20 protein-coding genes are annotated in these 25,964 nt (G+C 59.3%); 8 read left to right on the top strand and 12 right to left on the bottom strand.

Translation table 11 applies throughout. The features are described from left to right. Positions 1-39 precede the first annotated feature (39 nt). The 3 genes from FBZ97_RS07965 (at position 40) to FBZ97_RS07975 (ending at position 5,984) form a co-directional block, all read left to right on the top strand. Complete coding sequence (locus tag FBZ97_RS07965; RefSeq protein ID WP_145318086.1) at positions 40-1,572, top strand: aldehyde dehydrogenase family protein; 1,533 nt, start codon at positions 40-42, stop codon at positions 1,570-1,572. Between the two features lie 5 nt (positions 1,573-1,577). Continuing rightward, positions 1,578-2,813 carry a pyridoxal phosphate-dependent aminotransferase gene (locus FBZ97_RS07970; RefSeq protein WP_145318089.1) on the top strand — a complete coding sequence of 412 codons (1,236 nt, stop codon included), beginning with the start codon at positions 1,578-1,580 and terminating at the stop codon, positions 2,811-2,813. Between the two features lie 135 nt (positions 2,814-2,948). Beyond that, positions 2,949-5,984: an FAD-binding and (Fe-S)-binding domain-containing protein gene (locus FBZ97_RS07975; RefSeq protein ID WP_145318092.1), complete on the top strand. Its 3,036-nt coding sequence runs from the start codon at positions 2,949-2,951 to the stop codon at positions 5,982-5,984. An 84-nt stretch (positions 5,985-6,068) separates the two neighbouring features. Here the strand turns inward: FBZ97_RS07975 and FBZ97_RS07980 are convergent, their stop codons facing one another. Further along, on the bottom strand, positions 6,069-7,172 hold the full coding sequence (locus FBZ97_RS07980) for a saccharopine dehydrogenase family protein (RefSeq protein ID WP_145318095.1): 1,104 nt from the start codon (positions 7,170-7,172) through the stop codon (positions 6,069-6,071). 138 nt (positions 7,173-7,310) lie between these two features. Here FBZ97_RS07980 and FBZ97_RS07985 point away from each other — a divergent pair, with 138 nt between their 5' ends. After that, entirely contained in the window at positions 7,311-7,742 is a 432-nt protein-coding gene (locus FBZ97_RS07985; RefSeq protein WP_112337254.1) for an Lrp/AsnC family transcriptional regulator, read from the top strand. 9 nt (positions 7,743-7,751) lie between these two features. Here FBZ97_RS07985 and FBZ97_RS07990 read toward each other — a convergent pair whose 3' ends face one another. The 8 genes from FBZ97_RS07990 to FBZ97_RS08025 form a co-directional block, all read right to left on the bottom strand. After that, positions 7,752-8,573 (bottom strand): ABC transporter ATP-binding protein, encoded by an 822-nt coding sequence (locus tag FBZ97_RS07990; RefSeq protein WP_145318098.1) that lies wholly within the window; start codon positions 8,571-8,573, stop codon positions 7,752-7,754. Then, the gene (locus tag FBZ97_RS07995; protein ID WP_145318101.1) at positions 8,570-9,559 is read right to left on the bottom strand and encodes an ABC transporter ATP-binding protein; all 990 of its coding nucleotides are present in this window, start codon (positions 9,557-9,559) and stop codon (positions 8,570-8,572) included. Before FBZ97_RS07995 ends, FBZ97_RS07990 begins: the two co-directional genes overlap by 4 nt. A gap of 2 nt (positions 9,560-9,561) precedes the next feature. After that, positions 9,562-10,419, bottom strand: coding sequence for an ABC transporter permease (locus tag FBZ97_RS08000; RefSeq protein WP_113353691.1), 858 nt, complete (start codon positions 10,417-10,419; stop codon positions 9,562-9,564). Between the two features lie 3 nt (positions 10,420-10,422). Further along, positions 10,423-11,427 carry an ABC transporter permease gene (locus FBZ97_RS08005; protein WP_145318104.1) on the bottom strand — a complete coding sequence of 335 codons (1,005 nt, stop codon included), beginning with the start codon at positions 11,425-11,427 and terminating at the stop codon, positions 10,423-10,425. A 117-nt stretch (positions 11,428-11,544) separates the two neighbouring features. Next, a complete protein-coding gene (locus FBZ97_RS08010; RefSeq protein ID WP_145318107.1) occupies positions 11,545-13,446 on the bottom strand; it encodes an ABC transporter substrate-binding protein in 1,902 nt (633 codons plus the stop codon). Positions 13,447-13,642: 196 nt separating this feature from the next. Continuing rightward, positions 13,643-15,151, bottom strand: coding sequence for an alpha-N-arabinofuranosidase (locus tag FBZ97_RS08015; protein ID WP_145318110.1), 1,509 nt, complete (start codon positions 15,149-15,151; stop codon positions 13,643-13,645). 218 nt (positions 15,152-15,369) lie between these two features. After that, positions 15,370-16,299 (bottom strand): ArsR family transcriptional regulator, encoded by a 930-nt coding sequence (locus tag FBZ97_RS08020; RefSeq protein WP_069614498.1) that lies wholly within the window; start codon positions 16,297-16,299, stop codon positions 15,370-15,372. Between the two features lie 181 nt (positions 16,300-16,480). Next, positions 16,481-16,981 carry an invasion associated locus B family protein gene (locus tag FBZ97_RS08025; RefSeq protein ID WP_015342896.1) on the bottom strand — a complete coding sequence of 167 codons (501 nt, stop codon included), beginning with the start codon at positions 16,979-16,981 and terminating at the stop codon, positions 16,481-16,483. Between the two features lie 359 nt (positions 16,982-17,340). On the opposite strand from FBZ97_RS08025, the gene FBZ97_RS08030 reads away from it, so the two are divergent. Then, positions 17,341-18,363 carry an LLM class flavin-dependent oxidoreductase gene (locus FBZ97_RS08030; protein ID WP_113333283.1) on the top strand — a complete coding sequence of 341 codons (1,023 nt, stop codon included), beginning with the start codon at positions 17,341-17,343 and terminating at the stop codon, positions 18,361-18,363. A gap of 150 nt (positions 18,364-18,513) precedes the next feature. Here the strand turns inward: FBZ97_RS08030 and cml are convergent, their stop codons facing one another. Then, positions 18,514-19,710, bottom strand: a complete 1,197-nt coding sequence (gene cml / locus FBZ97_RS08035; RefSeq protein ID WP_145318113.1) for a CmlA/FloR family chloramphenicol efflux MFS transporter — start codon at positions 19,708-19,710, stop codon at positions 18,514-18,516. 332 nt (positions 19,711-20,042) lie between these two features. Between cml and FBZ97_RS08040 the strand changes: the two genes are divergently transcribed. After that, entirely contained in the window at positions 20,043-21,545 is a 1,503-nt protein-coding gene (locus FBZ97_RS08040; protein ID WP_145318116.1) for a globin-coupled sensor protein, read from the top strand. A gap of 74 nt (positions 21,546-21,619) precedes the next feature. On the opposite strand, the gene FBZ97_RS08045 is transcribed toward FBZ97_RS08040, so the two are convergent. Then, the gene (locus FBZ97_RS08045) at positions 21,620-22,498 is read right to left on the bottom strand and encodes a LysR family transcriptional regulator (RefSeq protein ID WP_145318119.1); all 879 of its coding nucleotides are present in this window, start codon (positions 22,496-22,498) and stop codon (positions 21,620-21,622) included. A gap of 170 nt (positions 22,499-22,668) precedes the next feature. Here FBZ97_RS08045 and bla point away from each other — a divergent pair, with 170 nt between their 5' ends. Both bla and ampC read left to right on the top strand, forming a co-directional pair. Further along, positions 22,669-23,562 (top strand): class A beta-lactamase, encoded by an 894-nt coding sequence (gene bla / locus FBZ97_RS08050; protein ID WP_145318122.1) that lies wholly within the window; start codon positions 22,669-22,671, stop codon positions 23,560-23,562. A gap of 91 nt (positions 23,563-23,653) precedes the next feature. Next, positions 23,654-24,847 carry a class C beta-lactamase gene (ampC, locus tag FBZ97_RS08055; protein WP_246661713.1) on the top strand — a complete coding sequence of 398 codons (1,194 nt, stop codon included), beginning with the start codon at positions 23,654-23,656 and terminating at the stop codon, positions 24,845-24,847. A gap of 181 nt (positions 24,848-25,028) precedes the next feature. Here the strand turns inward: ampC and FBZ97_RS08060 are convergent, their stop codons facing one another. Next, on the bottom strand, positions 25,029-25,949 hold the full coding sequence (locus FBZ97_RS08060; protein WP_145318128.1) for a dihydrodipicolinate synthase family protein: 921 nt from the start codon (positions 25,947-25,949) through the stop codon (positions 25,029-25,031). Positions 25,950-25,964 lie beyond the last annotated feature (15 nt).

Here is a 25,964-nt window from a genome sequence, read left to right on the forward strand (position 1 = left end):
CGCGCGCCACCCGGATCAAGACAAGTGGAGTTTCACAAGATGAATATCGCAGCCAAGACCCCTTCCGTTGCAGCCGAAGCTGCCGCCATTCTCGAAAAGCTCGGCGTCGACAAGGCACTTTATACTGAGGGCGATATGCCCTCCTACTCCCCGGTCACCGGCGAGAAGATCGGCAGCCTCAAGACCGTTTCGGCCGATGAAGCGGCGAAGAAAATCGAGAAGGCGCATGCCGCATTCCGCGCCTGGCGCCTTGTTCCGGCACCGAAGCGCGGCGAACTGGTGCGTCTGCTCGGCGAAGAGCTGCGCGCCGCCAAGGACGATCTCGGCCGTCTGGTTTCCATCGAAGCCGGCAAGATCCGCTCCGAAGGCCTCGGCGAAGTGCAGGAAATGATCGACATCTGCGATTTCGCCGTCGGCCTTTCCCGCCAGCTGTACGGCCTGACGATCGCCACCGAACGTCCGGGCCATCGCATGATGGAAACCTGGCATCCGCTCGGCGTCGTCGGCATCATCTCCGCCTTCAATTTCCCGGTCGCCGTCTGGTCGTGGAACGCGGCGCTGGCACTGATCTGCGGCGACGCCGTCGTCTGGAAACCCTCGGAAAAGACGCCGCTGACCGCTCTTGCCTCGCAGGCGATCCTTGATCGCGCGCTCGCCCGCTTCGGCGACGCGCCGGAAGGCTTGTCGCAGGTACTGATCGGCGATCGTGCGATCGGCGAAGTCCTCGTCGATCATCCGAAGGTGCCGCTCGTTTCGGCAACCGGCTCGACCCGCATGGGCCGTGAAGTCGGGCCGCGGCTTGCCAAGCGCTTTGCCCGCGCCATTCTCGAACTCGGCGGCAACAATGCCGGCATCGTCTGCCCCTCTGCTGATCTCGACATGGCACTGCGCGCCATCGCCTTCGGCGCCATGGGCACGGCGGGCCAGCGCTGCACAACGCTGCGCCGCCTCTTCGTCCACAAAAGCGTCTACGATCAGCTCGTACCGCGCCTGAAGAAGGCCTATCAGAGCGTCTCGGTCGGCGAGCCCCTGCACTCCTCCGCGCTTGTCGGTCCGCTGATCGACAAGGCGGCATTCGACAACATGCAGAAGGCGATTGCCGAGGCGAAGGCCCATGGTGGCTCCGTCACCGGTGGCGAGCGCGTCGATGTCGGCCATGCGGACGGCTATTATGCAAAGCCGGCGCTTGTGGAAATGCCGAAGCAGGCAGGCCCGGTGATGGAAGAAACCTTCGCACCCATCCTCTATGTCATGCCCTATGACGATTTCGATGCTGTCATCGATGAACACAATGCCGTTGCTGCCGGTCTGTCGTCGTCGATCTTCACGCGTGACATGCAGGAATCCGAGCGCTTCCTCGCAGCTGACGGCTCCGATTGCGGCATCGCCAACGTCAATATCGGCACCTCTGGCGCTGAAATCGGCGGCGCATTCGGCGGCGAGAAGGAAACCGGCGGCGGCCGCGAATCCGGCTCGGACGCCTGGAAGGCCTATATGCGCCGGGCAACCAACACCGTGAACTACTCCAAGGCCCTGCCGCTGGCGCAGGGCGTCTCCTTCGACATCGAGTAAGCTCCATGACGATCGCCGCGAAACTCGAAGAGGCGGGCTTCAAGCCCGCTTCGCGGATCGCCTCCATCGGCGTTTCCACCATTCTTCAGATCGGTGCACGCGCCAATGCGATGAAGCGGGAAGGCTTGCCTGTTATCATTCTCGGTGCAGGCGAACCGGATTTCGATACGCCCGACAATGTGAAGGAAGCCGCCAAGGCCGCCATCGATCGTGGCGAAACGAAATATACCGCGCTAGACGGCACGCCGGAGCTGAAGAAGGCGATTGCCGGGAAGTTTCAGCGTGAGAACGGCATCGACTACGCACTCGATGAAATTACCGTGGCGACGGGTGCCAAGCAGATCCTGTTCAACGCCTTCATGGCGTCGATCAATCCGGGCGATGAAGTCATCATCCCGACGCCCTATTGGACCTCCTATTCCGATATCGTCGAGATCTGCGGCGGCGTGCCGGTTCTGATCCCCTGCGATGCCAAGGCCGGTTTTCGCCTGAGGGCCGATCAGCTCGAACAGGCGATCACGCCCAAGACGCGCTGGCTGCTGCTCAATTCGCCATCGAACCCATCGGGCGCCGCCTATTCCAAGGCCGATTATCTGCCACTGATCGAGGCGCTGCAGCGTCATCCACACGTCTGGCTGATGGTCGATGATATGTACGAGCACATCGTCTATGAGGGCTTTCAGTTCACCACGCCCGTCACCATAGAGCCGAGCCTTAAAAGCCGGATTTTGACGGTCAACGGCGTTTCCAAGGCCTATGCCATGACCGGCTGGCGCATCGGCTATGCGGGCGGTCCGAAGGACCTCATCAAGGCCATGGCCGTTATTCAGAGCCAGGCGACCTCCTGCCCTTCCTCCGTCAGCCAGGCGGCAGCCGTTGCCGCGCTCAATGGCCCGCAGGATTTTCTCGAGGGTCGCAAGGCAAGCTTCCAGCGCCGACGCGATCTCGTCGTGAACAGGCTGAACGCCATCGATGGCCTGGATTGCCTGATGCCGGAAGGTGCCTTCTACACATTCTCCGGCTGCGCCGGCGTGCTTGGAACGACGACACCGTCCGGAAAGAAGATCGAGACGGATGCGGATTTTTGCGCCTATCTCCTCGACGAAGCGCATGTCGCCGTCGTGCCCGGCTCAGCCTTCGGATTGTCGCCCTATTTCCGCATTTCCTATGCGACATCGGAAGCCGATCTCATCGAAGCCCTTGATCGCATCGAGCACGCCTGCGCGGCACTCCGGCGCTAGAACGGCTGCGGCAGACGCGCAAGACGGCTGTCCATCCGGACCTGCGTGAAAACAAAGAGATAGAGCATTCGCGTAATTCTGTTTAAAAGCGGGAATGCTCCACTCATCGCGTAAAATGCCGGAAGTCTTCGCATCATGATACCACGCCTCGTTTCGGCGAAAGACAGTTCGCTACATCAGACCGGCGCCTTCGCCCGTCGGCTGTCAGCACTCGGCTTTGGCGGCGACGTGGAGATGGACGACGGTGCCAGGACGGTCGCCTCGACCGACAATTCCATCTATCAGGTCAAGCCGACGGCAGTCCTCTATCCGCGCGGCGCGGATGATCTGAAAATCATCGCCAAAGCCATATCCGAACCTGCCTTTTCCGATCTTGTCATCGCCCTGCGCGGCGGTGGCACCGGAACGAACGGTCAATCGCTAACCTCTGGGGTCGTCGTCGACTGCTCCAGGCACATGAACCGAATCCTGGAGATCGATCCGGTTCGAAAGATCGCCCGTGTCGAGGCTGGTGTCGTCAAGGATCAATTGAACAAGGCGCTGAAAACATACGGGTTGTTCTTCGCGCCTGAGCTTTCCACCTCCAACCGCGCCACTATCGGCGGCATGATCTCCACTGATGCCTGCGGCCAGGGCTCGTGTCTTTACGGCAAGACCAGCAACCACGTTCTCGGCCTTCGCGTGGTGCTTTCCGATGGCAGCGACTGGTGGTCGCGTCCGCTTGGCAATAGCGAGCTGGACGAGATCAAGGCGCGTGACGATCGGATCGGTGAGATTCATCGTGTCGTTGATGCGATCGCCCGGGACAAAAGCGAGCTAATCGCGGCGACCTTCCCCAAGCTCAACCGTTACATGACCGGCTACGATCTCGCCCATATCTGGCGCGAGGACGGCCGCTTCGATCTCAATGCGGTGCTGTGCGGTTCTGAAGGCACGCTGGCCATGATCGCCGAGGCCGAACTCAACGTGCTGCCGATCCCGGCGCGATCGGCCCTCATCAACATCCGCTACGATGATTTCAACACGGCGCTCGAAGATGCCAGGCGGCTAGTGGCATTGAAGGTGGCCTCGGTCGAAACGGTCGACGAGAAGGTGCTGGGTCTCGCCAAGGGCGATATCGTCTGGAGCGGCATCGCCTGCTTCTTCCCCGAGGATGCATCTGGCGCCGCCAACGGCATCAATATCGTCGAGGTGCTGGCCGACGATAGCGACGAGTTGGAACGCAAGCTGGCGGACGTGACCGCCGCCCTTGATGACGGCTCCTCAGCTCGCCATAAGGGCTATACGATCGCTCGCAAAAAGGCAGAGGTCGAGGCGATCTGGTCGATGCGCAAGCGCGCCGTCGGCCTGCTGGGCAATGTCGAGGGGCCGGTGCGGCCGGTGCCCTTTGTCGAGGACACCGCCGTTCCACCCGAACATCTGGCCGCCTATATAAGGGAATTCCGTGCCCTTCTCGATGCCGAGGGGCTGGATTACGGCATGTTCGGCCATGTCGATGCCGGCGTGCTGCATGTCCGCCCGGCGCTTGATCTTACCCGCACCGACCATCAGCCGCTCGTCCGCAAGATCAGCGACGGCGTCGTTGCCCTCACCCGCAAATATGGCGGGGTGCTCTGGGGCGAACATGGCAAGGGCGTTCGCTCGGAATATGTCCCTGAATATTTTGGCGAGCTTTATCCGAGCCTGCAGGACATTAAGCGCGCATTCGACCCCGGCGATCGCCTCAATCCCGGCAAGATCGCATCCGGCTCATCCCGCCCGTTGCTGAAGATCGACGAAGTGTCACTGCGCGGCGACTTCGATCGTATCATCGGCAATGATATCCGCGCCGCCTTCGACAATGCAGCCTATTGCAACGGTAACGGCGCCTGTTTCGATTTCGACGCGACAAGCCCGATGTGCCCCTCCTTCAAGGCGACGGGTGACCGGCGCTATTCGCCGAAGGGCCGCGCGGCGCTGATGCGCGAATGGCTGCGCCTGCTGGCGGAGCGGCAGGTCGATCCGCGACGTGAGGCGCAAAAGCTGCGCCGCGCCAATCCTTTCGGCAATCTCTTGCGGCGAGCGGTCAACTCGCTCAATCCGGCCAATCGCGACGACTTTTCCCATGAGGTGCGGGCGGCAATGGACACCTGCCTCGCCTGCAAGGCCTGCGCCGGCCAATGTCCCGTCAAGGTCAGCGTCCCGGCCTTCCGTTCGAAATTCCTGGAGCTCTATTACGGTCGATACCTTAGGCCGCTGAAGGACCCAATCGTTGCCGCCATCGAAACGACCTTGCCGCTGATGGCGCACTTCAAGCCCGGCTACAATCTGCTCGCTGGGTCGACCGTCGGCCAGGCCTTGATGCGGCTTGCCGGTCTCACCGCGCTTCCCACCATGCCTGCACTATCGCTCGAACGGGAAGCCGCTCGTCTCCGCGTGCAGGTTGCCACTCCCGAAACGTTGGGAAATCTCTCCGCAGAGGAGCGAGCCCAGGCGGTCGTCATCGTTGCCGATGTCTTCTCCACCTATTTCGATCCAGCCGTCGTCATCGCAGCGCTCAAGCTCGCCCTGAAAATGGGCTTCAAACCGTGGCTCGCCGTATCACAGAACAACGGCAAAGCCCTGCATGTGCATGGCTATCTCGGTCGCTTCGAGAAGGCGGCGGCGAAATCGCGAGATTATCTCGATTGCATCTCTCGGATAGGCATCCCGCTTGTCGGCATCGACCCATCGATGACGCTGACCTATCGCAGCGAATATGCAGCCCTGCCCTCAGCTAAGCTGCAGACGCCGGTGCTGCTGTTACAGGAATGGCTCGCCGCAAACCTCGACCGATTGCCACCGGGGCAGACTTCGCCGCAAGAGCGTTTCACGCTGCTTGCCCATTGCACGGAGAAAACGAACGCTCCGGCTGCTCTCAAGCAATGGTCCGTGCTCTTCGGGAAATTGGGAATCAAGCTCGATATGCCCGATGTCGGCTGCTGCGGCATGGCCGGCACCTTCGGCCACGAGGTGCGCAATCGCGCCATCTCGGAAAAGCTCTATGCGATGAGCTGGCCGGACAGGATTGCCGAGAACGGCAATCAGACGGTTGTTATGGCCACCGGTTTTTCCTGCCGTTCGCAGGTCGCCAAGATCGATCATCAAGCCATCCCACATCCCGTCGAGATCCTCGAACGACTGATCGGTTAGTCTCTGCAGCGCCGTTTCCAAGGGCTAAAACACATGTGGCGCCCGAGGGCGCCACATTTCAAAAACAGCAACAGGAATAGCCGCTTAGACGGCTTCTTTCATCCTGATTTTCTCAAGGCTGTAAACCTGTCCGAAGCGATTGGCGAGGAAATCGCCGAGATCGATTTCTTCCTGGCAAACGAAACCCTTGGAGGGAAGTTTGCCCTGAGCGAGGAGATCGAGCACGGTGGTAATGCCGGCTGCGGTGGTGATCTGAATGGCGCTCATCTTCTTGCTGGCAACGGTGCCTGCATAGACCTTGTTGGCATAGGTTTCCTGCATGTAGCGGCCCTCGCGCCAGCCGCAGACGGTGACGAAAACGACGACCACGTCCTGCATGGTGGCGGGCAGCGCATTTTCGAAGAGATCCTTCAGCACATCGCGACGGTTCTTGAGGTTGAGGTCGTTGAGCAGCGCCTTGATGATGGCCTGATGGCCGGGATAGCGGATGGTGCGGTAGTTCATCGTCCGCACGCGGCCAGCCAGGGTCTTGGCGAGCGTGCCGAGGCCACCTGACGTGTTGAAGGCTTCATAGGTGACACCGTCGAGCGAGAATTCCTCACGCTCTTCCATGGCCGGAACGGTGACGAGCTTGCCTTCGACGATCGCTTCGCAGGGCTCGATATATTCGTTGATGAGGCCGTCCGTGCTCCAGGTTAGATTGTAGTTCAGAGCATTGGAGGGATATTGCGGCAGCGCGCCGACGCGCATGCGCACGCTGTCGAGGCTGTCGAACCGCTTGGCGAGATCGTTGGCGACGATCGAGATGAAGCCCGGCGCAAGTCCGCATTGCGGGATGAAGGCGGTGTTTGCTCCCTGAGCCAGTTCCTCGACCTTCTTGGTCGTCGCGACGTCTTCGGTGAGGTCGAGATAATGGACGCCGGCTTCAAGTGCCGCTTCCGCGACGAAGCCGGTGAGATGGAACGGTGCTGCCGACAGGACGGCGAACTTGCCCTTCAGAATGCCGACGAGCCCGGCGCGGTCGGCAATATCGACGGCGGCGGTGGAAATCGCAGGGTGACGATCGATCTTGTCGAGCTGTTCCTGGCTGCGGTCGGCGACGACGACCTTGTAGTCGCCCGTTTCGGCCAGCATCAGAGCGATCGCCCCACCGATCTTGCCTGCACCGATGACCACTATGTCTTTCATATGACTCCCCTGCATTTCATTGATAAGATTTTTATAAGTGTAGGTAGGAGTTGAACGATTCATAGCGACGAAAAATGCATTTCGTTGTACAAAACTATACAAATTGACGAATAGAATTTGCAAAATGCAGGAAACACCATGCAGGTCACCGATAAGGACCGCGAACTGATCGCCTTGCTCGGCCAGAATGCCCGAATGCCTGTTGCGACTCTCGCCAAGAAGCTGTCGCTGTCGCGCACCACCGTTCAGGCAAGGCTCGAACGGCTGGAGCGGGAGGGCGTCATTTCAGGCTATGGCGTGCGGTTGTCAGAAACCTATCTATCGGGCCTTATTCGGGCCCATGTACTAATCACGATCGCGCCGAAAGCGCTGTCAGCGGTGACGGCATCCCTGAATGCCATTCCGGAGGTAACGACGCTTCATTCGGTCAGCGGCACGTTCGATCTGATCGCCATCATTGCAGCCCCCTCGATCTCCGAACTGGATCAGCTGATCGACGGCATCGGCACAATCGATGGGGTCGAACGCACATTGTCGTCCATCATCCTTTCGACGCGAATCTCGCGCTAAAAACAAGGTTCAGCCAAGCGCCGGCTCCATCTCGGGCGTGGTGGACAAGACCGCTTCCTTCAAAGCCTGCGAATAGGGATGCTGCGGATTGTCGAGAACGGCACGCGCCCCGCCCTGCTCGACGATCTCGCCCTTCTTCATGATGATGATGCGATCACTGATGTAATAGGCAGTCGCCAGATCATGGGTGATGTAGATGATCGACAGCCCTAGCTCCTTCTTCAGCTGACCGAAAAGATTGACGATCGCCATTCTCAGCGAAGCATCGACCATTGAAACCGGCTCATCGGCCACCAGCAGGCGGGGCTGCGGTATGAGCGCGCGGGCAATGGCGGTGCGCTGCAGCTGGCCGCCCGAAAGCTCATGCGGAAACCGTCCCTTCACCTCGGCAAGTGTCAGGCCGATGTGGGCAAGCGCCTCATCGGCAATACGCTCGACATCGGCTCCGCTCGGCTTTGGACCCATCGGCGCGAAATTCCTTGCCGTTTCAAAAAGATATCGATCAACCCTCTTGAGTGGGTTGAACGCTTCGAACGGATTCTGAAGGACCGGCTGCACCTCCCGCATGAAGGCGCGCCGCTCGGACCGGCCATGGATGGCGACGGCTCTGCCGCGAAAATTCAAGCTGCCGGATGTCGGCGCCGTCTGGCCGAGGATCATCGACGCGATGGTGGATTTACCGGAGCCCGACTCGCCGACGATCGAAAGGATTTCCGGCTCCTCTCCGAGACCCAGACTGACATCGCGAACCGCCGTGATATGACGACGGCTGAGCATGCCCCCTTGGCGATAGATCTTGCTGACATGCGAGAGTGAAAGAAGATCGCTCATCGCGCCCCTCCCGTTACTGCGAAGCAGGCGACACGCCGGTCCGGCTCGACGTTCACCATAGGCGGCACTTCGCGGCTGCAAATGTCCATGCGCTTCGGGCAGCGCGGATGAAAACGGCATCCCTTCGGCGGCATGGCCAGATTGGGCGGCCTGCCCTCGAGCGAGGGGCGCGTCGAGGCATCGCCGATCCGCGGCAGGCTTGCGACCAGATGCTGCGTATAAGGATGAAGCGGCAGGTGAAAAAGCTTGCGCGTCGGTGCCTCCTCCACCAGCCGGCCGGCATAGACGATGCCGATACGATCCGAGACGGCGGCGTGAACGCCCATATCGTGGGTTACAAACAGGAAGGACGAGCCCATCTCGCGCTGTATCTCCCGGATCATCTGCAGCACGTCGCGCTGGACGATGACATCGAGCGCGGTCGTCGGCTCATCGGCGATGATGAATTCCGGCGTCAGGATGGTCGCCAGCGCGATCGTCATGCGCTGACGCATGCCGCCCGACAATTCATGCGGATAAGCATCGAGAAGATTCGCATCGAGCTTCAGCCGCTGAAGGTGAGCGCCAACCCGATCGAAGAAGGTGGCGCGATCGGCCTTCATATGGCGGAAGGCGAAATCCGTGAACGAATGCCGGATACGGCGCACCGGATTGAGCACATTCATCGATCCCTGCATGATGTAGGAGAGATGCCGCCAGCGAAGCGATGACCGCTGCTCCGCCGTCATGGCGTAGATGTCCTGGGTCCCATTGTTGAAATGGAATTTGACGGCGCCGGACACGACGCGCAGCGGCGGCCGGATGGCACCCGCAATGGTCTTGATCAGCGTCGTCTTGCCGCTGCTCGATTCACCGGCAACGCCATAGATCTCGCCGCGGCCGATCGACAGGCTGATATCGTCCACCGCACGCACTTCGCGATCGACGCCGTAGAGGAAGGCCCGATAATAGGCCTTGAGGTTGTTGACCTCGACGACAGCCTCCATGCCTAGCCTCCCATCCGGTTCAAACGACTGCGGGGGTCGTTATATTCATTCATCGACATCGACAGCAGGAAGAGCGCCATGAACAGCACCACGATGGCGGCGACGGGTGCCGCAACCCACCACCATGTTCCGGCGATCAGCGCCGAATGCGCATTGGCCCAGTAGATCATCATGCCCATGGTCGGCGTCTCGATATCGGTAAAGCCGAGCACCGCAAGCGTAATCTCCATGCCGATCGACCAGATCATATTGTTCATCGTGGTGGCGAAGACGATCGGCAGTACATAGGGCAGATGCTCCTCGACGAGGATCTTGCGCATGCTCATGCCGGAATAGACGCTCTGCGTGGTGAAAGGCCGCGTCTTCAGGCTGATCGCCACCGAGCGGATCAGGCGCGCGTCGTACGACCAGCCGAGCGAAGCCATGACGATGATGAGCACCGTCCAGGTCATTTCATCCTTGAGTACGAAGTAGAACAGGATCAGCAGCGGAAACTGCGGAATGACCATGATGCTGTCATTGATCGCCATCAGCACGCGATCGACGGCACCTCCGGCATAGCCGGCCACCAGCCCCACGACAAGCGAGATGATGCGCGAGAGAATTGCGACGCCGATGCCGAAATAGAGTGTGTTGCGGAGCGCTGTCGTCAGCTGCCAGAAAACATCCTGGCCGCGCGATGTCGTGCCCAGCCAGTATTGCCCATCCGGCGGCATGTCGGGCGGCAGCAGATAAAGATCGGCCGGGCCATAGGGCGAGAAATAGGACAGGATCACCAGCCCGACGATGACGGCAAGCAGCAGAAGGCCGCAAAGGAATTCCATATTCTGGCGTGCGAGGTCGCGAACGATCGTCAGCATGGCCTACTCCACCTTGATGCGCGGGTCGATCAGCGGACCCAATATGTCGATGATGAAGACGGCAGCGGCGACACCGACGATCGACAGTGCGCTAAGCCCGAGGACGAGACTGTAATCACCCGCGTGCACGGCCGAAATCAGGAGATTGCCGATACCGGGATAGCCGAAGACGATTTCAGTGATGACCGTGCCGTTGAAGACGGCGCCAAGGGACATGGCAAGGCCGGTAAATTGCGGCACCATGGCATTGCGGGCGATGTAGGAGCGCAGGATCTTGCGCTTCGGCACGCCGCCGAGCTCGGCGAAAACAACATAATCCTCGGTGATGATATTGGAGACGAGCGCCCGCATGCCGATCAGCCAACCCCCTGTCCCGACAAGGATCAGCGACAGCGCCGGCAGGATGGAGTGGCGGAGAATATCGAGCACCAGCGTGAAGGACAGTTGCAGGTTGGTGTTCATCTCATAGCCGCCATTGATGGGCAGAATCGGCCAGACATAGCCGAAGAGAATGATGAGAACGAAAGCGAGGATGTAATAAGGGATCGGCTGCATGGCGATGAAAACCAGGCTGACGGCCTTCAGCACCGAGCTCTTGCGATAATATCCTGCGAGCGCGCCGATCATGTTGCCGAGAATGAAGGTGAGGATGACGGAAACCGTCATCAGACCAATCGTCCAGGGCAGCGCCCTCGCGATGATGTCGGAAACCGGCGTAGGGAATGCCGACAGCGACGGCCCGAGATCACCGGTCGCAAGACGTCCCCAGAAATGCAGATATTGCTGCCAGATGGAGCCCTCGAGGCCATAGAGCTCACGTAACGACTGACGCATCAACTCGACAGCGCGGGGATCGGATTGGCCCATCTGCTGGATGGTCCCGATGCTTTCTTCAACAGGATCGATCGGCGTCATGTGGGTGATGAAGAACGTCGCGGAAATGCCGAGGAAGACAACGAGCAGGAATTGGCCAAATCGTCTCAATACGAAAACTGGATAGGACGTCATGCCGCCGTCTTCCTCGCTGCTTGCGCTTCATCATCAATTCAAAAGATTCGCCGGACGTGCCTAGTGTCCGGCGAAAGGTGCCTGATGCGGCGATTGCCGCATCAGGGTCGGGAGAAATCAGGGCTGTGCCGGCTTCAGCTTGACCATCATCAACCGGGAGTTCGCCCAATTGGGAACGGGGTCCGTATAGGGGTCGGCAATGGTCGGATAGCCTTTCCAATAGGTGGTATCCATCGAAGTGAAGACGTTATAGGACATCAGCGGAATGGTCGGCATCTGCTGGGCGACCAGCTTCAGATAGTCCTTGCCAAGTTCGATGCCCTTCGGATCATCGGCGCTGATGCGGCGGATGTTTTCGATGATCTTGTCGAGATCCGGATTGGACCAGCGCTGCCAATTGCGCGGCGCCTGGTTCTCACCCTTCTTGGCGACAAACTGCGAATGCCAGCTGTCGAGGAAGAAGGACAGATCCGGATCGCCGCCCCAGGTCTCGACACTCCACGCAATCGCGACCTGATAGTTGCCGGGCTGCAATCCCGCCTGCCAGACGCTGGTGGATGGAGCAGCTTTGGAATCGATCCCGAAGGCTGCCCATTGCTGGGCGATGAGAGTGCCCGCACGGGTAAAGACGGAGCGAGTGTCGCCTTCGACCGTCAGACGGATCTTGAACGGCTGCCCGTCAGGCGTCATCCATTTGCCGCCGACCTTCTTGAAGCCGGCCTTTTCCAATAGCTCGCCGGCGGCCTGCGGATCGGGCTTCCACCAGCCATAGCCGAAGGCACTGCTGATCGCGGCCGGATCGGTCGGGATCTGATCCTTGTATTTCGGCTGCTTGCGCAGGATATCGGCAATCTGCTGACCGATCGTCGGATCGTATGGCTTAATCTTGCGCTTGCCGGTATCGATCTCGAAATTCTTCAGCCAATCCTGCATCGGCGCCTGATAATCCGTCATGGCTACCGCCGTCGGCGGAACGCCGAGTGCGGAGAGCGTGGCGGCGCCGCGATAGCTCGCCATATCGACGGCCTTGATATCGATAAGAAGTGCAAGAGCCCAACGGACATCGGGATTCTGGAACAGCGGGTCCTGATTGTTGAAGATCACGGCGGGCAGCGTCGGATCCGGATGCGCAAAGGGGAAGCCGGGGAACCAGCTTTCGACCGTCTTCGATTTCTCCTTCAGCGTGAACATGCCTTCGGGCGTGTTGTCGTGAATGATATCGAGATTGTGCTCGAGCTGCGCGATCGTGCGTTTATCCGGCGGGCCTGGATCGACATAGGTGACATATTTCGGGGCCGGCTCGCCGAAACGGCCAAGCGAGGTGCGCTGCCAGTCGTCGCGCTTCTCCCAGGTGTACCATTTGCCCTGCGGATCATAGGCCTTTAGCTTATAGGCGCCGAGCGAGACGGGATTGGCATTATCATAACGAACGGGATCGGCGACCTTCTCGAAGACATGCTTGGGCATGATCCACGCGCCGTTCCAGCGAACAGTGAAGATGGCGTGGAAACGCGAATTCGGCTTCTTCAGCTTGAAGACGACCGTATAGGGATCCGGCGCCTCGACGCTGGCAACCTGAACCGAGAAGGCCGCGCTCCAGTTCATGCCCGGATGGTCCATCTGGGTCTTGACGGTGTAGACAACGTCATCGGCGGTGAATTCGACGCCGTCACTCCAATAGAGGCCCTTGCGCAGTTTCACCGTCATCTGAGTGAAATCGTCATTATATTGCGGCTTGTCGGAAGCAAGCGAGTTGTCCCAGGCCGAGCCGCCCAGACCTTTCTCCGGATCGATGTACCAGAGCGTGTCCATCGTCAGCTGCTGAAGGCCGGTCGAAACACCGCCGCCACCATTGACCCAGATGTTGAACCAGCCTGGATTCTTGATCGTTCCTTCAGGGTTTTCGACGATCAGGGTCTCCTTGCGGGGCAAAGAGGTATAGTCCTGAGCCTTGGCCGCAGCGATGAGGCCGAACGTGGCCAGCGCGACGCCGAAGGCAAGCTTCTTCCACTGCTTCATGATCTCCTCCCATTTTTATCGACTGCACGGCACACTCAAACGATGATGAGCAGACCGCGATTTCACCCCTTTTCCCGGCCGGCCGCTTAAACCAACGTACGGGCCGTCCGGGCCTGCAATGGGTCCTCAGCCGCCTCCTCGCGACCATCAGACCGTTTTCAGTGCCGGGTGCATTCGCCCCGGCAGCAAGGCGTCATCACACCGCGAGCCGGATCACCGTGTAGGATAGCGGCTTCAGTGTGGCACGAAGCCGTCCATCCTCGATCTTGGCGTCGCCCGTATTGGTTGGGACGACTGCGTTCGGATGCGCTGCCGTGTTGGTCGCCTGCAAATCGCTGTGAACCATTTCATGCTGTTCGACGACACGGGCTCCAGCAAAGCCTTCGAGGCGCGTATCTAGATCGAGCGCGCTGTCGGGATGGCGGTTGACGACAAAGAGCGTAACCATCTTTCCGACCTCGTCGTGGACGGCCGACACATCGAGATAGGGCACGTCGTCGGCCTCATCGCTGTCATAGGTCGGGCCGTCGGTGACCAGGCGCAGCGCGTAGCCGCGGCCATATTTCGAGGCGAAATAGAGCGGATAGTAAATCGTCTGCCGCCATGCCGGGCCTCCGTCCTCCGTCATAATTGGCGCGATGACGTTGACGAGCTGGGCGATACAGGCAATGCGCACGCGGTCGGAGCGGCGAATGAAGGTGTTGAGAATGCCGCCGACCTGCAGCACATCCTCGAAATTGTAGATATCCTCCAGCAGATGCGGCGCGTCCGGCCATTCGTTTCTGGCAAGGATGTCCTTGTCCTGCTGGTTGGAGTGATACCAGACGTTCCATTCGTCGAAGGAAATGCCGATCGTCTTCTTCGAGCGCTTCTTAGCCTTGATATAGTCGATGACGCCGCCGATTGTGACGATATAGCGATCGAGCTTCTCGGCCTTGGCGAGATAGTTCAGCGTATTCTTCTCACGATTGGCGAAATACATGTGCAGCGAGATATGATCAGCGCTGTCGTAGCACTGCTCCAGAACCTGGGCTTCCCAATCGGGATAGGTCTTCATGTCGGAATTCGATGAGCCGCAGACCACCAGTTCAAGCGATTTATCGAAGCCGCGCATGGCCTTGGCAGTCTCGTCGGCCAGGCGGCCATATTCGTAAGCCGACTTGTGACCGACCTGCCAGGGACCATCCATCTCATTGCCCAAGCACCAGAGCTTCACCCCATGCGGATCAGCCCAGCCGTGCTTGCGCCGCAGGTCCGACCAATATGTGCCGCTCGGATGATTGCAATATTCAAGGAAGTTTCGTGCCGCATCCAGCCCGCGCGAGCCGAGATTGACGGCAAGCATCGGCTTGGTATTGGCCTTCCTGCACCAATCCACGAATTCATTGACGCCGATCTGGTTGCTTTCGCGCGTCCGCCAGGCAAGATCGAGGCGCACCGGCCGCTCAGAACGGGGCCCCACGCCATCTTCCCAATTATAGGCTGAGACGAAATTACCCCCCGGATAACGGCAGTAGGGCGAGTTGAGCTCGCGCACCAGCTCAATCACATCCTTACGGAAACCGTTCTCATCGGCAGTCGGGTGGCCCGGCTCATAGATGCCGCCATAGATCGCCCGACCCAGATGCTCCAGAAAAGAGCTGTAGAGCCGATCATCGATGTCGGCAATTCGGAAATCACGATGGACGATCACATGCGCCTTCACGGCCTTCCTCCCATATATATCAGATATTTCGTTCTTATACCTTGATCTTGATACACTTTTGAAAGGCCGTCAACGCACTCACGGAGGAAAATATCGCAGAAACCACAGGAGCGGCACGCACCGAATGACAAAACTCTCCGTGAAATCAGTGATTTATGAAAAATATGACTTATCGGAATTCAACTCCGACAATATGCTATGTATCATAAATTACGATACTATTGCGCCAAATCGATGCGCATGAGGATATCGCGGCCATAATTACCGAAACCACGGCCGAAGATATTGATGCCACCGGTGTTGCGCGCATCGTCGGCGATACCGATCCGCAGACGGATCGAGGAATGCTGACTGATGGCGAGGTCATCGATCGTCACATCGGAAGAGGCGACCCCGTCGATGAACGTGCCCTTCTTGGAGATTCGCCAAGTCTTGAGCTTGCCGTATTGAGAACCTTCCAGCTTCCACCAGCTTGGCGTGAAGGCCCCGCGCTTGTCGCCGTAATCGCCGGGAGAGGTCCATGTGCCAACGGCAACGCCGTTGATCCAGACAGTGATGTCGGAGGGCCAATCCGGATTGGTGCCGGGCACTTCGGATGAGAGCTCCATCGAGAATTCGATGGCGTTGACGTTTCGATTCAAGATCTTGGCATTGTTGGGGAATTTATATTCGACATGGCCGCGGCCGAACCAGAGAAGACCGGCCTGCATGCGTTGTGGGTCGAGGAAATAATCGGGTACATCGAGTAGGCCGATGACGCCCTCGGTGGAGCACAGGCCACAAGGCGCATGCGTCTCGCAGCTCGTGTAGAGACCGATTGGCATGGCAACTTCGATCACGTCCTCATCATGCTTGAAGGCCTGGTCCTCGAAGCTCAACAGGATTTCGTCGTAAAGCGCGGTGCAGATCTTTTGGTAGCCTTTTCGCGCTTTCGCAGCCTTGGTTTCGACAAGACCGGCCTCCTCCAGGATCATGATGCCCGTCGCGACAGTCGATTGCGGCAGATCCAGTTCCCGGGCGATCTCGTTGACATTCAGTGAGCCTCGGGCGCAAAGCAGCTTCAGCATGTCGACGCGCGCTGGCGCCGAAAGCGCCCTGAAGACTGCAGCGTTCTCACCCGCATAAATTGTCAGAAAGCCGCGCTTCATTGAATCCTGAATTCCCCATCAATAGGTCTCATTTATATCAGGATTTTTGATTTCACAAGAGATATCAGTTCGAAAGCGCCGACTGGCGCCTTCTCCGCGGAATGAGAAGACGCCAATCCGGTTGTCCGCTACACAACCCGCTAAAACGAAATCGCCGATAGATCCTCGAACGCCGCCGGTCTCACCGGCAAGTCTCTATTCGCTTCAATGCGGCCGTAATGCCGGAAAGAGAGTAGGAATAGCTTGTCTCAGTGCCTCGTTTCGAGGTTGCCTGCAGCTGCAGCTGCGCGCCGCCTTTCATGGCGTTGACCATGGTCGGCTCCTGCGCCTCGTTCCTTACCCAGCCGTGCCGGTCTTTCGTAAACATCGGGAATGTCTTGTCGCCAACCGTCGCCGTCATCTGCGCGCCGTCTTTCAGGTCATAGCCCATCGCGGCCTCCGGCACCAGTTTGTCACCGGGAGACAGGCGCGAGACGATGAAGAAATTGTCGCCGTGGTCGACACTGGCGGGCTGCTGCGCAACCGGCCTCGATAAAACATAGCAACTGACGCTGTCGCCGGACTTATAAGAATATGCGCCCCAATGATCGAATTGATCGATACGGACGGGCACTTCCGCATGCGCGATACCGGCGCTGAATGCGACGAAGACCAGAGCGGGGGCGAAATTTCTTGCAAACATAGTTTCCTGCCATTTCTTGTTTCAAGGACATTGAAAGCGAGAGATGCACTCACACGCGCGGCAGTTTCGGTGCGGTGCGTTATCCGATTGTTAACGTCTTCGTTAAAATTTGTTCATGTTAGGAAGCGCGTAAGAAACCATATGTGGGAAGAACGCAACCTCGTCGGCATTGACGATCAGTTCACAGTTTGCGCTATTCCATCCGCTGCATCCATGCACATATAGCCGCCTGAACCTTCGGCTTTTGCAAGCCATGCCATGAAGACGCAAGCAAGCGGCACCTTTGACGCGCCGGTCTCTGCATGGACATGCGTTATGCAAAAGCAGGCCGTGCTAACCGGATATAATAGGATTGTACCATGAAGAAGATCGGTTTCCTTTCATTCGGCCACTGGACGCCCTCGCCCCAGTCGCAAACGCGCTCGGCAGCCGACACGCTGCTGCAATCGATCGACCTTGCCGTCGCGGCAGAACAGCTGGGCGCGGACGGCGCTTATTTTCGCGTGCATCATTTCGCTCGTCAGCTCGCATCACCCTTCCCGCTGCTGGCGGCCGTCGGCGCCAAGACCAGCCGCATCGAAACCGGCACTGCCGTCATCGACATGCGCTATGAAAACCCGTTCTACATGGCCGAGGATGCGGGCGCTGCCGATCTTATCGCCGGCGGCCGGCTGCAGCTCGGCATCAGCCGCGGCTCGCCCGAACAGGTGATCGATGGATGGCGCCACTTCGGTTATGCGCCGATGGAGGGCGAGAGTGACGCTGACATGGGCCGCAGGCATACGGAAGTGCTGCTCGATCTGCTGCGCGGCGAAGGCTTCGCACAGCCCAATCCTCGGCCAATGTTCCCCAACCCGCCCGGCCTGCTGCGCCTGGAACCCTATTCCGAGGGCTTGCGCGAGCGGATCTGGTGGGGTGCCGGCTCCAACGCCACGGCCGTATGGGCGGCAAAGCTCGGCATGAACCTGCAGAGCTCGACGCTCAAGGACGATGAAAGCGGCCTGCCCTTCCACGTCCAGCAGGCAGATCAGATCCGGCTCTATCGCGAGGCCTGGAAAGAAGCCGGGCACAAGCGCGAGCCGCGGGTTTCGGTCAGCCGCAGCATCTTCGCGCTGGTCAACGATCTCGACCGAGCCTATTTCGGCCAGAGCGGCCAGGATGCAGACAAGATCGGCTTCATCGATGAAAAGACGCGCGCCATCTTCGGCCGCAGCTATGCCGCAGAGCCGGATGTGCTGATCGAACAGTTGGCAAAGGACGAAGCCATCGCCGCGGCAGACACGCTGCTCTTGACCGTGCCGAACCAGCTCGGGGTCGACTATAACGCCCATGTCATCGAGTCCATCCTGACGCATGTCGCACCGGCATTAGGATGGCGCTAGGACGGCTGCGAATGGCGAAGGTACGTCTGCCGACAGGCGGGGTTGCGTGAGGCAGAAAATGGAAGAAACGAAATTGACCGCCCGCGAAAGCCAGCTTTCGCGGGCGGTCGCTTCACATTTTACATCATGAGCGGCGCAGGGCTCCGCAGATCAAGCCAGGGCATTGTGACGCCGCAACAGATGAAGCGCTGCCAGCACCAGCAACGCCATCAGCGTGGCAAAGCCGACCAGAGGCCATGCACTATCGCCATCCAGCGCTGTGACGGCCAGAGTCCCGATGAGACTTACGATCAGACTCTGAATGCAGAAATAGAATGCCACGGCCGATCCGGCGATATCGCCGAACTCCGCCAGCGCCCCGTTCGCCGTCACAGATCCCGCAAAGACGATGCCGACAGCCATGATCCACATCGGAAGCACGAAGCTTGCGAAGGACGGCATCCCATAGAGCTGACCGAGAACAAGAGCTGCCGCACCGATAAGAAGCAGTCCCATACCCCGTCCAGCACAGCCCGCAACGCCCCATTTTTCCACAAACAATCGCGCAAAGCGTGCCGTGATGATCATCACGACGGCGACCGTCGCAAATGCGATGCTGAAACCGAGTTCGGAATAACCGGCCCGGCCGATCAGCACACGCGGAGCGGTCGAGAAAAACACGAAGAATGTGCCCATGCCCGCGCTGAAGGCCAGTGTATAGGTCCAGAACGATCGGCTTTTAAAGATCGGCCATATGGAACGGCGTGGACCGGGGGCGCCCTCGGGGCACGTTTCATGCCATTTCACAACAGCATGGATACTTGCAAGAAGCGTCAGCATCGCGAGCACCATGAAGATGGCACGCCATCCGAACCGGTCGGCGATCATCGCACCGGCTATCGGTCCAAGGGCCGGCACGAAGGACAGGATCGAGCCGAATGTGGCATAGATAATGGCCTGTTCAGGACGATTGCCGTAGACATCCCGCACGGTCGCGAAGGTCGCGACCAAGGCTGCCGACGCGCCTGTGGCCTGCAGCAGGCGGCATAGCACGAAGATAGGCGCACCCCATGAAAGGGCTGCTCCGAGAGAGGCGACGGCAAATAGAACGGCACCGGAAAGCAGGACCGGGCGGCGGCCGATGCGATCCGAAAGAGGGCCGAACACGACCTGTCCGAGACCCAGCATGATCATATAGAGGCTCAACGTCAGCTGGATCACCGCAGGCGTCGTGTTGAGAATACCGGGCATCGACGGCACGACAGGAAGGTAGATGTCCATGGCCAGTGAAGCGAGGATATCAAAAGGCGCCATCAGCAGCAGTGCTGCCGGCAGCGAGTAGGCCCAGGACGGGCGTATGTCAGACATGAGAAAATTCCGCTCGAAAGAGAGATCGGGCGGCGCCTGCCACTGGCATCAATGGGAATGAGTTCGACAGCACGCCGCAACAACAAAAAGCTGTTGCGGCTTATCTATCTGCTGACTTGGAGTTCCCCATGCCGATGGCCTCGTGGCGAGATACGTGATGACCACAGCGTTTAGCAGATGACATCGGACCGGGCAATGATGTTGGGACGGGCATGGTCGCAACCAACACATGCAATGCGGCTAGCCGCGCACCGAAAATGAGGTGAAAATCTAATGAATTTTTAACCATGACTATGCCCTAACTGCTTGTAATTTCTTTCTTGGAGCAGATTATGGTGGGCGCATCGAAAATGGACGAGTTGAACGATCGGCTCGACTTTGTTGGACTGGGACAGGATGCCAGGCAGGCTCTTTCGGAGTTGCAGCCGACTATCGAATCGGCCGTCAAAGACGCTCTCGACAGCTTTTACGAGAAGATCGTCAAACATCCGGCAATGTCGAAATTCTTTTCGTCGCAGCAGCATGTGCACCACGCCAAATCCAAGCAGCAGGACCATTGGAAGACGATCGCGTCAGGCCAATACGGACCCGATTATGTCGAAGCGGTCTCGGCGGTCGGCAGGACGCATGCCCGCCTCGGTATCGAGCCGCGCTGGTATATTGGCGGCTACGCCTTGATCCTCGAAGGGATGGTGCGATCGATCGTCGCGCAGCAGCTCAATGGCTTCATGCAGCGCAAGCATGAACAAGCCTTGTCACGGCGCCTATCGGCAATCGTCAAGGCCGCTCTGCTCGATATGGATTACGGCATCTCGGTTTACCTGCAGGTGCTCGCCGATGAGCGCGACCGCGCGGAGTCCGAGCGGGCTGCTGCACAGCGCGAGCAGGAACGCGCGCTTGATGCACTCGGCATAGCGCTGAACGGCCTTGCGAACGGCGACCTGACGGCTGATATCACAGAAGCTCTTTCGGCCGAATTCGAGATTTTGAAGAGCAATTACAACGAGTCGCTTGCATCCCTCGGCACTGCAATGCAGCGCATCGAAGATTCGGTGACCCGTGTTCGCGATGAAGCCGGTTCGATCTCGTCTGCTGCTGACAACATGGCAAGGCGCACGGAACAGCAGGCCTCTGCGCTCGAGGAAAGTGCTGCCGCGATCGACCAGATCACCACGATTTCGGAACAGACCGCCGAGCGGACGCGCGAGGTACAGGCAATCGTCAAGGAATCCGCCTCGGAGGCGGAACGCTCGCGCGAGGTCGTGCAGCAGGCCGTGTCCGCCATGGGCGATATCGAAACCTCGTCGCGCAAGATGACCGACATCATCTCCGTCATCGACGACATTGCCTTCCAGACGAACCTTCTGGCGTTGAACGCCGGCGTCGAGGCCGCCAGAGCGGGCGAACAGGGCAAGGGCTTCGCCGTCGTTGCTCAGGAAGTCCGCGAGCTGGCGCAGCGCTCGGCAACGGCGGCAAAGGAAATCAAGGATCTGATCGACAGATCGTCAAATGACGTGCGGCGCGGCGTCGAGCTGGTCAACCGGACTGGCGAGGCGTTGGCCTTGATTGGCAATCAGGTCGCGTCCATCGACCGGAATGTCGGCGCCATCGCCCGCTCGACACAGGAACAGGCCGTCGGCATCAGCGAGATCAACTCCGCGGTCCGTAACATGGACCAGATGACCCAGCAGAATGTCGCGCTCATGGAAGAGACGAATGCCTCGACGCGGCACCTCGCCGATATCAGCAACGAACTCGCCGGTCTGGTCGGACGCTTCAAAACGGTCCGTTCGGGAACCCGGACCGGAGCCGTCAGGCTGAAACTCGCAAGCTGAAGCGGCTGACAACATCGTTTGCACTTTCAATGAGATGGCTTCGGACAATAGTTCGGCGCCGTTTTGCCGCACATTTAGCCCGGCATCTCCTCGATTTCCGCCAATAGCCATTGGCGAAACACCTTCATCGAAGCCGTTTCCGCTCGCGATTTCAAGCGCGTTAGCCAGTAGCTGCCGGTCATCGCCGTGATCTGGAACGGCTGCATGATCCTGCCGGCCTCGATGTCATGCGAAAACATCGCGACGGGCACGAGCGCGACGCCGACGCCTCGCGCAGCCGCCTCCACGAGCGTCAGCGACGAATCGAACATCCAACCGCGAAGATGCGGCGGCGGCAGACCCGCCACCCTGAACCAGAGCGACCATTCGTCCACCCGATAGGATCGTAACAGCTCGACATCGGCGAGATCGACGGGCTTGCGCAATCGCGCCCCGATATCGGGCGTGCAAACCGGGGAGAGCGGCGCATCCACCAGATGGATCGCTTCCGTTCCATGCCAGGCGCCGTCACCGAAGCGCAGGAAGAAATCCAGTCCGTCGAGCACCATATCGGCGCGATTGTTGTTGGTCTTCAGGCGCAGATCGACATGCGGGTGCTGCGCCTTGAAGCTCGCCAGGCGCGGCAAAAGCCAGCCGATCGCGAAAGTCCCGACGACGCCGATCGTCAGGATCTCCGCAAAATTTCCTTCCTCCAGTTGGCTGAGCGTGGCGCTCATCCGTCGGAAGGCGTCCGTCAGCACCGGCAGCAGTGCGTGCCCCTCATCGGTCAGCGCTAGGCCGCGCGGCAGGCGCTTGAAGAGGGTCACGCCCAGCACGTCCTCCAATGCCTTGACCTGATGGCTGATCGCCGTCTGCGTGACCCGGAGTTCAAGGCCCGCCCGCGTGAAGCTGCAGTGCCGCGCCGAGGCTTCGAACACGCGCAGCGCGTTCAGTGGCAGCTGGGAGATGTCCATTTGTGTCCTAAGACCAAGTTTTTCTCATGTCTAAGCTCAGAATTGATCGTTTGTCTAGGGCAGAAAGCAGAGCCATAGTCTGCCTCGCAAGGTGATTTGCAGGGTCTCAATGACGTCCACGAGACCCGAGACGCACCTCTTTGCTCAACATCAATCGAAGTGGAAACGTGATGACGATCTTATTGTCGCGCCGGCAAAGCCTTGCCGGCAGCTTGCTTGCACTGCCTGTTCTGGCGGGACTTAGCGCGGTTGGACGTACTGCAGACGATAACACGGGCGAGGCGCAGCTTGCTGCCCTCGAAAGCAAGCATCCGGGCCGCATCTGCGTCAGCATTCTCGACTTGGCAAGCGGCAAGCGCATCGAGCATCGCGCCGGCGAGCGCATCCTGATGTGCAGCACCTTCAAGGCACTGGCCGCAGCTCTGGTGCTTGCCCGTGTCGACAAGGGCGATGAGAAGCTCGACCGGCGCATTCATTACAAGAAGAGCGATCTCGTCGACTATTCTCCGGCGACCGAACCCAATACCGGAGACAATGGCATGACGGTTGGCGAACTTTGTGCGGCCGCCGTCACGCTCAGCGACAATACCGCGGCCAATCTGTTGCTCGCGAGCTTTGGCGGCCCGAAGGCGGTGACGGCTTTCTGCCGTAGCCTCGGCGACGATCTCACGCGCCTTGACCGCACAGAACCTACATTGAACTACCACGACACCCCGGACGATCAACGCGATACGACGACAGCTTCGGCGATGCTGGAAAATCTGCGTCGGCTTCTGTTCACCGATATACTGACAGCCGCCTCGCGATCGCAACTGGCCGCCTGGCTGATCACCAACAAGACGGGAGACACCCGACTGCGCGCCGGCCTTCCGAAGGATTGGCTGGTGGGCGACAAGACCGGAACAAACGGTGACAAATACGGCAATGCCAACGACATCGCGGTGCTATGGCCATCGAAGCACGCCCCCATCATCGTAACGGCCTATTGCGAGATCCCCGCCATCGCAGCTGACGAACGCAACGCCATCATTGCTGAAATCGGCCGCATCGCCGCAGCGATCTGAGTTCATACGGGCCGGATAACAGCCGCCAATCATCGCTTCCTTTTCGACCATGCGATCCTGCACGGTCGATCATCACACTGAGGATATCATCTTGAATATACGTGCCAATTCTTTGCAGAAGCTCGGTATCGTCGCAGGCTGCCTTTTCTATGGGGTCGGTGCCCACGCCGCCGAAGTCAATGACCCAGAGCAGCTGGAGCGAGCAGTCAACGAAATCATTCGTCCGCTCATGAAGGATAACGACGTACCGGGCATGGCGATCGCGATTACTGTCAGGGGCAAGCGCTACATCTTCAACTACGGCGTCGCCTCGAAGGAGAGCGGCCAGAAGGTGACGAACGACACGATCTTCGAGCTCGGCTCCATCAGCAAGACCTTTACGGCAGCCCTTGGCTCCTACGCCCAGATCAGCGGAAAGCTCTCCTTCTCCGACAAGGCGACGAAATATATGCCGGAACTTGCGGGTACCAGTTTCGACAAGATCAGCCTCCTCGATCTCGCCACATATTCGGCCGGCGGTCTGCCTCTGCAGTTTCCCAACGGGGTAACGGATCAGGACAAGATGGTTGCCTATTATCGCAACTGGCATCCTTCCTTCGCGCCCGGCACGTATCGGCAATATTCCAATCCCAGCATCGGCCTGTTCGGTTATCTGGCAGCGCAGGCCATGGGCGAACCGTTCGACACGCTGATGCAGGACAAAATTCTTTCCGGTCTCAACCTCAACCACACCTATATCCGCGTTCCACCGGCTGAGATGAGCAACTATGCCTATGGCTATTCGAAGCAGGGCAAACCAATCCGCGTCAATGGCGGCGTCTTCGACACGCAGGCCTATGGCATCAAGACTACAGGCTCCGACATGCTTGCTTTTCTCGAGGCCAATATGGGTGAAGCAAAGCTCGACGCCACACTTCGGCAGGCAATCGATGCGACGCATGTCGGTTATTACCGCGTCGACAACACGACGCAGGCGCTCGGCTGGGAAATCTATGCCTATCCGACGACGCTTGCCCGGCTGCTTGCCGGCAATTCCTCCGACATGGCGCTTGAGCCCCACAAGATCACCCGGCTCGACCCGCCTCAACAGCCACGCAAGGATGTCCTTCTCAATAAGACAGGCTCAACGAATGGCTTTGGCGCATACGCAGCCTTCATACCGGCCCGGCAGATCGGTATCGTTCTGCTGGCAAACAGGAATTTTCCGATCCCTGCACGCGTTTCGTCGGTCTACAAGATCCTGACTGCCGTCGAAAATCTGGCGGGATCGAAGGAGGCAAAGTAGAGACCGGGCTCTAAGGCTTGGTCCGCTCCAACGAACGGCCGACCCCGGCAAAAGCTGACGGGTCGGCCAGTATCATTTCACACAGCGCCATTCGCCAAGCCGCTGACATATATTATGACGATATCCCATAGAACGCTAAGTTCAGGTCATGGAGAGGTCGCGATCGCCGGATACCGCAGCGTCAGGCGGCGGCAAGTTCGCCTGCTTCCTGCCAATTGCGCAACAAGGCAAAAAGCTCCTCGCGATCCTTCACATCGAGCTGCGGCACACCGGGAACGCGAACAGGGCCGACCTTCAGGCCGGAAAAGGTGACGGCCTCCTTGACGACGGTGACGTTTGTTCCGTTGCGGAACTTGGTGCGCATGCGTTCGAAGGGCTCGAGCTTGTTGACGATGGCGCGGGCAGCGGCAAAATCGCCCTTCTCCAAAGCCGCATGCACAGCAAGCGACAGTTTCGGAGCAACATTGACGAGGCCCGACGTGAAGCCCCTTGCGCCGGCGGCGGCGAATGTCGGGGCCCAGCTCTCAGCGAGACCGCAGACGAACAGCGCGCCGTTCGGATCGGAAGCTGCGATCGCCCGTGAAAGCAGCATCAGATCCGTTGTCGCGAACTTGATGCCGGCAATGTTGCCGTGACCGGCCAGACGGACCATGTCGTCGACACTGAAGCCTTCGGCGCGGACATAGGCAACGAGCGGGAGCGGCGAAGCCTCCGCCAGATCGCGAAAATAGTCGATCTGCGAGCCGGGTGCGGCGAACGGATCCACCGGTTGATGCGACATGACGGCGGAGGCGCCGATTGAGGCAGCATCCTTCGCCATCTGGATCGCCTCGCGCAATGAACGGCCGATCGCTGCCGTCACCGGCGCCTTGCCGTCGACACCCTTGATCGCAGCTTCGTGGACTTGGCGGATCTCTCCCGGAGTAAGTGCATAGAATTCGCCCGTATTGCCCGCTGCGACGATGTTATGAATCCCGGCAGCCGCTACCCGCTGATAGACTTGAGCGGTCACGCGCGGTTCCACTTCGCCACTCCCATCATAGGCCGTGACCGGAACACCGGAGACGCCGGTCAGCACCCGCCGCATGGTTTCAATGCTCATCTTCCTACCCTTACC

The organism is Rhizobium sp. ERR 942 (assembly GCF_007828395.1).
In the GTDB taxonomy this organism is placed as follows: Bacteria; Pseudomonadota; Alphaproteobacteria; order Rhizobiales; family Rhizobiaceae; genus Rhizobium; species Rhizobium dioscoreae.

What these genes read in the sequence shown, in the direction of transcription:
- bla (WP_145318122.1), top strand. Translation starts at nt 22,669, where the DNA reads ATGACGATCTTATTGTCGCGCCGGCAAAGCCTTGCCGGCAGCTTGCTT.
- cml (WP_145318113.1), bottom strand. Translation starts at nt 19,710, where the DNA reads ATGTCTGACATACGCCCGTCCTGGGCCTACTCGCTGCCGGCAGCACTG.
- FBZ97_RS07965 (WP_145318086.1), top strand. Translation starts at nt 40, where the DNA reads ATGAATATCGCAGCCAAGACCCCTTCCGTTGCAGCCGAAGCTGCCGCC.
- FBZ97_RS08045 (WP_145318119.1), bottom strand. Translation starts at nt 22,498, where the DNA reads ATGGACATCTCCCAGCTGCCACTGAACGCGCTGCGCGTGTTCGAAGCC.
- FBZ97_RS08005 (WP_145318104.1), bottom strand. Translation starts at nt 11,427, where the DNA reads ATGACGTCCTATCCAGTTTTCGTATTGAGACGATTTGGCCAATTCCTG.
- FBZ97_RS08060 (WP_145318128.1), bottom strand. Translation starts at nt 25,949, where the DNA reads ATGAGCATTGAAACCATGCGGCGGGTGCTGACCGGCGTCTCCGGTGTT.
- FBZ97_RS07990 (WP_145318098.1), bottom strand. Translation starts at nt 8,573, where the DNA reads ATGAGCGATCTTCTTTCACTCTCGCATGTCAGCAAGATCTATCGCCAA.
- FBZ97_RS07995 (WP_145318101.1), bottom strand. Translation starts at nt 9,559, where the DNA reads ATGGAGGCTGTCGTCGAGGTCAACAACCTCAAGGCCTATTATCGGGCC.
- FBZ97_RS07980 (WP_145318095.1), bottom strand. Translation starts at nt 7,172, where the DNA reads ATGAAAGACATAGTGGTCATCGGTGCAGGCAAGATCGGTGGGGCGATC.
- FBZ97_RS08020 (WP_069614498.1), bottom strand. Translation starts at nt 16,299, where the DNA reads ATGAAGCGCGGCTTTCTGACAATTTATGCGGGTGAGAACGCTGCAGTC.
- FBZ97_RS08025 (WP_015342896.1), bottom strand. Translation starts at nt 16,981, where the DNA reads ATGTTTGCAAGAAATTTCGCCCCCGCTCTGGTCTTCGTCGCATTCAGC.
- FBZ97_RS07970 (WP_145318089.1), top strand. Translation starts at nt 1,578, where the DNA reads ATGACGATCGCCGCGAAACTCGAAGAGGCGGGCTTCAAGCCCGCTTCG.
- FBZ97_RS08040 (WP_145318116.1), top strand. Translation starts at nt 20,043, where the DNA reads ATGGTGGGCGCATCGAAAATGGACGAGTTGAACGATCGGCTCGACTTT.
- FBZ97_RS08030 (WP_113333283.1), top strand. Translation starts at nt 17,341, where the DNA reads ATGAAGAAGATCGGTTTCCTTTCATTCGGCCACTGGACGCCCTCGCCC.
- FBZ97_RS07975 (WP_145318092.1), top strand. Translation starts at nt 2,949, where the DNA reads ATGATACCACGCCTCGTTTCGGCGAAAGACAGTTCGCTACATCAGACC.
- FBZ97_RS08010 (WP_145318107.1), bottom strand. Translation starts at nt 13,446, where the DNA reads ATGAAGCAGTGGAAGAAGCTTGCCTTCGGCGTCGCGCTGGCCACGTTC.
- FBZ97_RS08000 (WP_113353691.1), bottom strand. Translation starts at nt 10,419, where the DNA reads ATGCTGACGATCGTTCGCGACCTCGCACGCCAGAATATGGAATTCCTT.
- FBZ97_RS07985 (WP_112337254.1), top strand. Translation starts at nt 7,311, where the DNA reads ATGCAGGTCACCGATAAGGACCGCGAACTGATCGCCTTGCTCGGCCAG.